Source organism: Micropruina sp. (assembly GCF_047606365.1).
Lineage (GTDB): Bacteria > Actinomycetota > Actinomycetes > Propionibacteriales > Propionibacteriaceae > Micropruina.
This window is the reverse complement of record NZ_JASGEN010000067.1, coordinates 20,881-30,166: the sequence shown is the minus strand read 5'-3', so window position 1 is coordinate 30,166 and position 9,286 is coordinate 20,881. Positions and strand designations below refer to the sequence as shown.

At 69.5% G+C, this 9,286-nt stretch carries 9 protein-coding genes; 4 read left to right on the top strand and 5 right to left on the bottom strand.

Features of this window, described 5'->3' with window-relative positions; all coding sequences use genetic code 11:
- On the top strand, window positions 1-649 hold a 649-nt coding region (locus QM624_RS08160), incomplete at its 5' end, for an LPXTG cell wall anchor domain-containing protein (RefSeq protein ID WP_415090629.1).
- The gene (locus tag QM624_RS08155; protein ID WP_415090626.1) at window positions 646-1,101 is read left to right on the top strand and encodes a hypothetical protein; all 456 of its coding nucleotides are present in this window, start codon (window positions 646-648) and stop codon (window positions 1,099-1,101) included. The genes QM624_RS08160 and QM624_RS08155, both read left to right, overlap by 4 nt.
- 20 nt (window positions 1,102-1,121) lie before the next feature.
- Here QM624_RS08155 and QM624_RS08150 read toward each other — a convergent pair whose 3' ends face one another.
- From QM624_RS08150 to QM624_RS08140, 3 genes are read right to left on the bottom strand one after another with little or no spacing between them, the layout of a single operon-like run.
- Window positions 1,122-2,879: an acetyl/propionyl/methylcrotonyl-CoA carboxylase subunit alpha gene (locus QM624_RS08150; RefSeq protein ID WP_415090624.1), complete on the bottom strand. Its 1,758-nt coding sequence runs from the start codon at window positions 2,877-2,879 to the stop codon at window positions 1,122-1,124.
- Window positions 2,880-2,902: 23 nt separating this feature from the next.
- Window positions 2,903-3,103 carry an acyl-CoA carboxylase subunit epsilon gene (locus QM624_RS08145; protein WP_415090621.1) on the bottom strand — a complete coding sequence of 67 codons (201 nt, stop codon included), beginning with the start codon at window positions 3,101-3,103 and terminating at the stop codon, window positions 2,903-2,905.
- Window positions 3,100-4,665: an acyl-CoA carboxylase subunit beta gene (locus QM624_RS08140; RefSeq protein ID WP_298134355.1), complete on the bottom strand. Its 1,566-nt coding sequence runs from the start codon at window positions 4,663-4,665 to the stop codon at window positions 3,100-3,102. Before QM624_RS08140 ends, QM624_RS08145 begins: the two co-directional genes overlap by 4 nt.
- A gap of 281 nt (window positions 4,666-4,946) precedes the next feature.
- On the opposite strand from QM624_RS08140, the gene QM624_RS08135 reads away from it, so the two are divergent.
- Both QM624_RS08135 and QM624_RS08130 read left to right on the top strand, forming a co-directional pair.
- The gene (locus QM624_RS08135; protein ID WP_415090619.1) at window positions 4,947-6,152 is read left to right on the top strand and encodes an aspartate transaminase; all 1,206 of its coding nucleotides are present in this window, start codon (window positions 4,947-4,949) and stop codon (window positions 6,150-6,152) included.
- Between the two features lie 39 nt (window positions 6,153-6,191).
- Window positions 6,192-6,866, top strand: a complete 675-nt coding sequence (locus tag QM624_RS08130) for a 4-carboxy-4-hydroxy-2-oxoadipate aldolase/oxaloacetate decarboxylase (protein ID WP_415090617.1) — start codon at window positions 6,192-6,194, stop codon at window positions 6,864-6,866.
- 201 nt (window positions 6,867-7,067) lie between these two features.
- Here the strand turns inward: QM624_RS08130 and QM624_RS08125 are convergent, their stop codons facing one another.
- On the bottom strand, window positions 7,068-8,432 hold the full coding sequence (locus QM624_RS08125; RefSeq protein ID WP_415090615.1) for an MFS transporter: 1,365 nt from the start codon (window positions 8,430-8,432) through the stop codon (window positions 7,068-7,070).
- A gap of 99 nt (window positions 8,433-8,531) precedes the next feature.
- Complete coding sequence (locus QM624_RS08120; protein ID WP_415090613.1) at window positions 8,532-9,284, bottom strand: SDR family oxidoreductase; 753 nt, start codon at window positions 9,282-9,284, stop codon at window positions 8,532-8,534.
- Between the last annotated feature and the right edge of the window lie 2 nt (window positions 9,285-9,286).

Below are 9,286 nucleotides of genomic sequence, written 5' to 3'. Positions count from 1 at the left end.
GCGCCGGGCCGTCGGAATGGCGGGCGTCGCGCTGCTCGCGGCGCTGGCCGGCTCCACGGCAATGGCCGCCCCCGCTCGTGCCGAGACCGGCGAGCGCACGGTCCGGGGCCGGGTGATCACCCTGGTCACCGTCGGTGACGACCGGGCGATGACCTCGCTGGCTCCCGGCCAGCCGGTCACCTGGCAGGTCGGAGTGACCAGCGATCCTCCCGAGCCGGGCCAGATCGAACTCTCGATCCGGGCGTCCGGACCGTTGGCCCAGCTCCCCTCCGGCCTACAGGCTCGCCTGGACAGTTGCCCGACCCGCTGGTCCAGCGCCGGCTGCGCCGCCGGCGCGACCCCCGTGCTGGGGGCTGGCCCGACGAGTCGCTGGCTGGGGTCATCCGTTTCCGCCGGACGGTTGCGGGCCGGTGATGAACGCTGGCTACAGGTGACCGCCTGGCTGCCCGCCGGCACGGTGATCGCACCGGGCACGGCGTCGACGGTTACGATCACCGCGGTCGGCTGGGGAGATGTGATCGACAGCGGACCCGGCGGCGATCTGCCGCAGACCGGACCGACAGCGTCACGGCTGGTCCTGTGGCTGGCCGCGGGCGCGCTGGTGGCGGGCTGTGGCGTCCTGGTGGTTCGGCGCCGGCTGACCCGATGAGGCCACGACTACGGGCCGCGCTGGCGGCGGCCGGCGCGATGTGCCTGGTGGTCGGCGCGCCCCAACTCGGCGGGCCGACGCTGGCGAGCTGGAAGAACAGCGAGTACGGGAAGGCCACCGTCACCGCGACGTTCCTTCGACCGCCACGGAACCTGAGTTGCTCCAGAGACCTCGTCCTGGGGCGGGTGACCTTCACCTGGCAGGCGCCGACGGCGGGTGGCCCGGCCCATAGCGGCTACGCCTGGGCCGTCGGTGGACTGTTCGAGCGCAGCGGAACGGTGGCCGCGGGGGTGACAACGGTCGTCATCAATGTGCCGCTGCTTACCCTCGGCACCGGCAACTTCACCGTCTGGGCGGTCAGCAACGCCGCGTCCCCCCAATGGCAGTCGACCAAACTCGCCGGCCGGATCTATGTGCTGACCGGCCTCGTCCCGGATTGCTCGGTGCCCTGAGCCTGGTGGTCCCGCCGTGTTCACTCCACGATGGTGCACAGCACGGCACCGCTGGTCACGGTCGCACCCGTAGTCGCACGCAGGTTGCTGACGGTCCCGGCGCGATGCGCGGCGATCGGCTGCTCCATCTTCATCGCCTCCAGCACCACGATCAGGTCGCCCTCGGCCACCTGGTCGCCCTCGGCCACCGCGACCCGGACGATGGTGCCCTGCATGGGTGCGGTGAGGTCCCCGGACGCCGCGGCGGCCGGCCGGGCGGACCCGGTCCGGCGACCCGGGCGGGACGACTGGGTGGTGGTGCGGGACGGCGCCACCAGGTCGGCGGGCAGCCGGACCTCGAGCCGGCGTCCGTCCACCTCGACCACGAAGCTCTGCCGTTCGGACGGCTCCGGGTCGGCGGCGCTGTCTGTGTAGGGCGGAAGCTGGTTGTCGAACTCGGTTTCGATCCACCGGGTGTGCACGCCGAACGCGCCGTCGGCGGCGACGAACGCCGGCTCGTCCAGCACCGCGGCGTGGAACGGCAGCACCGACGGCATGCCCTCCAGCACCGTCTCGGCCAGCGCCCGGCGGGCCCGCTGCACCGCCTGCTGCCGGTCGGCGCCGGTGACGATGATCTTGGCCACCAGCGAGTCGAAGGCGCCCGGCACGGTCATCCCGGTCAGGTACCCCTCGTCGACCCGGACGCCTGGCCCGCGCGGCGGGCGCCACTGGGTCAGCGTGCCCGGGGCCGGCATGAATCCCCGCCCTGGATCTTCGGCGTTGATCCGGAACTCGATGGAGTGGCCCCTGGTCTCGGGGTCGTCGTAGCCGAGCGGCTCACCGGCGGCGACCCGGAACTGCTCCCGGACCAGGTCGAGGCCGCTGACCTCCTCGGAGACTGGGTGCTCCACCTGCAGCCGGGTGTTCACCTCCAGGAAGCTGATGGTGCCGTCCAGACCGACCAGGAACTCGCAGGTGCCGGCGCCGACGTAACCCGCCTCGCGCAGGATCGCTTTGCTGGCCGCGTACAGCTCGTCGCGCTGGGCGTCGGTGAGGAACGGTGCCGGTGCCTCTTCGACCAGCTTCTGGTGGCGGCGCTGCAGCGAGCAGTCCCGGGTGGAGACCACCACGACGCCGCCGTGGGCGTCGGCCAGGCATTGGGTCTCGACATGTCGTGGCCGGTCCAGGTAGCGCTCCACGAAGCATTCGCCGCGGCCGAAGGCGGCGACCGCCTCGCGGGTGGCCGATTCGAACAGTTCGGGCACCTCGGCCAGCGTCCGGGCTACCTTCAGGCCGCGTCCGCCACCGCCGTAGGCGGCCTTGATCGCGATCGGCAGGCCGTGCTGCTGGGCGAACGCCACCACCTCGTCGGCGCCGGCCACCGGGTCGGCGGTGCCGGGCACCAGCGGTGCGCCCACCTTCGAGGCCAGATGCCGGGCCTGCACCTTGTCGCCGAGCACCTCGATGGCTTCGGGGGAGGGGCCGATCCAGGTCAGTCCGGCGGCGATCACCGCGCGGGCGAAGTCGGCGTTCTCGGCCAGGAAGCCGTAGCCGGGGTGGACGGCGTCGGCGCCGGAACGCTGCGCCACGGCGAGCAGTTTGTCGATGCTCAGGTAGGTCTCGGCGGGGGTGCTGCCGCCCAGCGCGAACGCCTCATCGGCGAGCCGGACGAACAGCGCGTCGGAATCCGCGTCTGCGTAGACGGCCACGCTGGCCAGCCCGGCGTCCGTCGCGGCCCGGATCACCCGGACGGCGATCTCGCCCCGGTTGGCCACCAGGACCTTGGAAAACTCGCCCATCACGAGGCGTCCTTTCTCGGTGTTCAATGCCTGATTGCGGCCCGCCAGGCCCCGGGCCCTGGGGCGGGTGGAAGTCGGAGCCGATCTCTGGCCGACCCCCAACGCCGGGCCGGCCCGGCCGGTACCGGCTCATCCTCGGCCACCCGGCGACCCAGCAGGACGGCGGTCAGCGCGGCCAGCTCGGCATCGGTCGGACGGCCGCGGACGACGATCGGCGCGGTCACAGCGGGATGTTCCCGTGCTTCTTGGGCGGCAGTTCGGCGCGTTTGGTGCGCAGCAGCCGCAGCGCCTTGGCGATCTCGGCGCGGGTGTCGCGTGGCGCGATGACCCGGTCGACATAGCCGCGTTCGGCGGCGATCCACGGATTCGACAGTTCGTCGTTGTAGGACTCGACCAGCTCGGCGCGGCGTCCGATCGGGTCGTCGGCGTGAGCCAGGTCGCGGCGGTACAGGATGTTCACCGCGCCCTCGGCGCCCATCACTGCGATCTGCGCGGTCGGCCAGGCCAGGTTCACGTCGGCGCCCAGATGCTTCGAACCCATCACGTCGTAAGCCCCGCCGTAAGCCTTGCGGGTGATCAGGGTGACCAGCGGCACGGTCGCCTCGGCGTAGGCGTAGAGCAGCTTCGCGCCGCGCCGGATGATGCCGTTCCACTCCTGGTCGATGCCGGGCAGGAAGCCGGGCACGTCGACGAAGGTGAGCACCGGAATGTTGAACGCGTCGCAGGTGCGGACGAACCGGGCCGCCTTCTCGGAGGCGTCGATGTCGAGGCAGCCGGCGTAGACCATCGGCTGGTTGGCGACCACGCCGACGGCGCGGCCCTCGACCCGTCCGAAACCGCAGATCATGTTGGCGGCGAACCGGGCGTGCACCTCGCAGAACTCGCCGTCGTCCAGCACCCGGGTGATCACTTCGTGCATGTCGTAGGGCTGGTTCGGGGCGTCCGGGATGAGCGTGTCGAGCGCGTCGCCGTCGGGTTCGGCGTCCGGGTCGGGCTCGAGCGCGGGCGGCTCGTCCAGGTTGTTGGCCGGCAGGAAGCTGAGCAGGTGCCGGACGAAGTCGAGCGCGTCATGCTCGTCGGCGGCCAGATAGTGGGCGTTGCCGGAGCGGGTGTTGTGGGTGCGGGCGCCGCCCAGCTCCTCCATCGTCACCTCTTCGCCGGTGACGGTGCGGATCACGTCCGGGCCGGTGATGAACATCTGCGAGGTCTGGTCGACCATCACCACGAAGTCGGTCAGCGCGGGGGAGTAGACGTGCCCGCCGGCGGCTGCGCCGAGGATCACCGAGATCTGCGGGATGACACCCGAGGCGTGGGTGTTGCGTTTGAAGATCTCGGCGTACAGGCCGAGGCTGACCACGCCCTCCTGGATGCGGGCGCCGCCGCCCTCGACCAGGCCGATCACCGGAATGCCGGTGCGCAGCGCCAGATCCATCACCTTGCAGATCTTCTCGCCGTACACCTCGCCCAGCGCGCCGCCGAAGATCGTCACGTCCTGGGAGAACACCGCCACGTTGCGGCCCTCGATGGTGCCGAACCCGGTGATCACCCCGTCGGTGTAGGGCCGTTTGGCGTCCATGCCGAAGGCGGTGGTGCGGTGCCGGGCGAACTCGTCCAGCTCGGTGAAGCTGTCCTCGTCGAGCAGCGCCAGCACCCGCTCGCGGGCGGTCAGCTTGCCTTTGGCGTGGTGCTTCTCGACCGCCGCCTCCGACGCCGGGTGCTTCGCCTGCCGGTCACGACGTTCCAGGTCGGCGAGCTTGCCGGACGTCGTGTGCAGGTCGAGATCCATGGCGGCCACATTAATCCTTGTCGGATAGCGGAAGAAACGGTGTAACCGTCAGGTTCGTCAAGCGGTTCTGCTATGACGTCATAGGCATTTTCGACTGCGCAGCAGGGAAGCAGCGACCGTGCGCGGCAGTGGAGTGGCGCTGCGCCGTTCGTCTCGGTCCGCCGAGTGCCGGCGGCCGGGCGTTATAAGGGGGCCTTATGACAGCACCCACATTCGGTCTTGGCGCGGGAGGTCGTCCGGCTCCTACGATCGTAGGGAACCCCAATCACCGAGGACTTGTCATGCCCTTTGAAGCTGCCCGGATGACCCGGGTCCACCCTTCGCCGAGTTCCGTTGCCGCGGCCAAGGCGCGCGAGCTTCGGGAGAGCGGGGTGAAGGTGCTCGACCTGACGGTCGGCGAGCCCGATTTCGACACTCCTGACAACGTCAAGGCGGCCGGCATCGCCGCCATCGAACGCGGAGACACCAAGTACACCGCGGTGAACGGCACCACAGCCCTGCGCGCCGCCATCATCGACCGGCTCCGCCGGGTCGCCGGCATCGAGTACACCGACGCCGAGATCTCGGTCGGTTCCGGCGCCAAGCATGTGATCTTCACCGCGCTGATGGCGACCCTGAGCCCCGGCGACGAGGTGCTGATCCCGGCGCCGTACTGGGTCTCCTACCCGGACATGGTGGTGCTCAACGACGGCACCCCGGTGATCGTCCGGTGCCCGATCGAGGACGACTTCAAGCTCACCCCGGCCCGGCTCCGCAAGGGTCTCACCGACCGCACCCGGTGGCTGATCCTGAACGCGCCGTCCAACCCGACCGGGGCCGTCTACTCCCGCGACGAGCTGGCCGCGCTGGCTGAGGTGCTGGAGGAGTTTCCCGACGTCCTGGTGCTCACCGACGAGATCTACGACGAGGTGTTCCTCGGCGAAGGACGCTGCGTCGGCCTGCTCGAGGCCGCTCCGCAGCTGCGTGACCGGGTGCTGCTGGTCAACGGCGTCTCGAAGACCTACGCGATGACCGGCTGGCGGCTCGGGTACTGCGCCGGCCCGAAGCCGCTGGTGTCGGCGATCAACAAACTGCAATCGCACATGTCGAGCTGCCCGTCGTCCATCTCGCAGGCAGCGGCCGCCGAGGCGCTGAGCGGGGACCAGTCCTTCGTCGCGTCCGCGGCGAAGCAGTACCGGGCCCGTCGCGACCTGGTCGTCGACCGCATCAACGCCATCGACGGGCTGCGTGCGCTGGCCGGCGACGGCGCCTTCTACGTCTTCATCGACTGCTCCGGGGTGATCGGACGACGCACCCCCGACGGCACCGTGATCGACAGCGACGACGCCTTCGTCGGCTACCTGCTGGAGCACGCCCGGGTGGCCACCATCACCGGCAGCGCGTACGGTCTCTCGCCGTTCTTCCGGGTGTCCTTCGCCACCGACGAGGCCACCCTGTCCGCTGCGATGGACGCCATCGCCGACGCCGTCCGCGCGCTCACCGACTGACACCCGCTCGCTCACCCAACTGAAGAGGTTCAAACCGAGATGATTCACGTCCGGACCAAGGTCCAGCGCCCCGCCGCCGAACTCGTCGCGCAGCTCGGCGAGTTCTCCAGCGCCACCATCCACGAGGCGCAGGGACGCCGCGGCGCACTGAACTCCGACATCAAGCCGATCGACCGTGCGATGTCCTTCTGCGGACCGGCCACCACCGTGGTGTGCGCCCCGCAGGACAACCTGATGCTGCAGGTGGCGATCCACTACGCGCAGCCCGGCGACGTGCTGGTGGTCTCGGCCGGCGAGTTCAAAGAGGCCGGCACCTTCGGCGATGTGCTCGGCACCGCCATGCACTCCAAGGGCCTGGCCGCGCTGGTCACCGACTCCGGCGTCCGGGACACCAAGGACCTGATCGAGCTGGGCCTGCCGGTGTTCTCGCGCAGCATCTGCATCAAGGGCACGGTCAAGGAGACCCTCGGCCCGATCAACCACCCGATCGTCTTCGGCGGCCAGCTGGTCGAGCCCGGTGACCTGGTCAAGGGCGACGCCGACGGTGTGGTGCTGGTCAAGGCCGCCGACGTCGAATGGGTGATCGAAGCCTGCGCCAAGCGGGAGGCCGTGGAGGCCGAGCAGCGCGCGGCATACCGCGCCGGTGGCACCACCATCGACCTGTGCAACCTGGTCGACAAGCTGGCCGCGAAGGGCCTGCTGGTCGAGGAGTGACCGCTCCGCCGCCCGACGCCGGCATCCCAACGCCACATCGCCCTGCTTGAGCGTCTTTCACCCGGTTTGAACCAGGTGAAAGACGCTCAAGCAGGGCGAAGTCGTCGTGGGACGCCGTCGCAGAACGGACGCCATATCCGGACGCCGGAGCGACCCCTCAGCGGCTCCCGACAGAGTCGGGCCACCGCTGAGGGATGAACCTCACGCCGTCGCGGGCGAGCCGACGGTCGCGGCGGCCACGGCCTCCCGCTCGCGATCGGTCTGCCTGGACTCGTTGACCTCGTCCAGGGTCAAGTCCTTGGTCTCCTTACCGGTGAGTCCGGCAACACCGGCCACCAGACCCAAAGCGATGGCGAAGATCGCCGGGCCGACCCACAGGGTGACCTTGTCGCCCGCCAGCGCGGTTGCGATGATCGGGGCGATGGCGCCCGACAAGGCGAAGCCGATCTGGGTGCCGACCGCGAGCCCCGAGACCCGCACCCGGTTCGGGAACATCTCGGCGAAGAACGACGGCCAGGCGGCGTTCGCGGTCGAGTAGAAGAAGCCGTTGCAGAGGACGCCGAGGGTGAAGATCAGCGGCCAGTTGCCCTGGGTGATCGCCCAGAGGTAGGGCAGCGTGGTGATGGCTGCTCCGAACGCTCCGATGACGAACACGGTGCGGCGGCCGATCTTGTCGGCCAGCAATCCGGCCACTGGTGTGTAGACCAGGGCGAGCAGGCTGGCCAGCACCGGCACCCACAGCATGGTCGGCCGGTCCAGCTTGTAGCCGGTGGTGGCGAAGGCGATGGAGAAGGTGGCGAACATGTAGCTGACGCCGGCGACCATCGCGCAGAGCGCGATGCGGATGATCGAACCCCAGTGGAACTGCAGGGCCTGCTTGAGCGGGGACATCCGCACCTCGACCGCCTGGGCCTCGATGAAGGCGGGCGGCTCTTCCAGCGTCCGCCGAATCACGTAGGCGACGATGACGACGACGGCCGACAGCCAGAACGGCACCCGCCAGCCCCAGCTCATCAGTTGTTCCTGGGGTAGGGCGACGAACGGAATGAAGATCGCCGTGGAGAGCAGGCCACCGGCGGCGGAACCGCTGGTCACGAAGCTGGTGGTGAACGACCGACGGTTCTCGGGCGAGTGCTCCAGGGTCATCGTGATCGCGGCCGCCTGTTCGCCTGAGACCGAGAGGCCCTGGATCATCCGGATCACGACCAGCAGGATGGGCGCCCAGATGCCGATGTCGTGGAATGTGGGCAGGCAGCCGATCAGGAAGGTACAGGCGCCGATGCCGAACAGGGTCAGCAGCATCACAAACTTGCGGCCGAACTTGTCGCCGAGGGGCCCCAGGATGAAGGCGCCCAGGGGCCGGACCAGGTAGCCGACACCGAGCGTGGCCAGGCTGAGCATCAGCCGGACTCCCTCGGGCAACTCGGGCGGGAAGAAGATGATGTTGAAGACCAGCGCGGACGCCGTCGCGTACACGGCGAAGTCGTAGTACTCCAGAGTCGTGCCCACCCAGGAGGCGATTGTCGCTTTCGCCGGGGTTTTCTTGTGGGCTATGGGTTCAGTCATTATCGCCTCCAGTGGCATTTCTCGTGGTGTGGTTTCGGTGAGACCCCGGTGCGCCGGGACCAAACTCGTGGGTGGCGGCGTGGCCCGCCGCCCGGTTGGTCACCGGCTCTGGTTGAAGGTCAACCCGCCGGGTACTTGGAGGGTCGGCATGATCTCGATCATTCCGACGTTGACGTGCTCGGGGGACTCCAGCGCGAACCGTGCCGCGCCGGCGATGTCGGCGGTGGTGACCGACTCGTAGTGCTCGTAGAACTCTTCCCAGGCCCGCTTCAGGTCCTCGGGGCTGCCGCCGAAGTTGCGGCCGAAGATCTCGGTCTCGACGCGTCCGGGGCAGATCTCGGTGACCCGCACCTTGTGCCCGAGCATGTCGTTGCGCAACTGCCGGGAGACCTGGTGGATGGCCGCCTTGGTCGCGTGGTAGGCGGTGTGGCCGAAGAAGTTGTAGGTGCCGGCGATCGACGAGATGTTGACGATGTGGCCCCGGTTGCGGGCCACCATGCCGGGGGCCAGCAGCCGGCACAGGTGCAGCACCGCTCGCAGGTTCACGTCGATCATCGCGTCCACCGTTGCGGCGGTGGTCTCCAGGATGTTGCCGGTGCCCGAGACCCCGGCGTTGTTCACCAGGATGTCGATCTCCAGACCTGCGACGGAGGCCTCGATGGCGGCCGGATCGGAGATGTCGGCGACGATCGGGTTCATGCCGGTGGCGTCGGCCACCTGCTGCAGCTTGGCGGCATTGCGGGCCACGCCGTAGACCTGCACCCCGCCGTCGCTGAGCATGCGGGTGATCGCCTCTCCCATGCCGGTGTTGGCGCCGGTGACGAGAGCGGTCCGGTAGTCACTGATGGGCATCA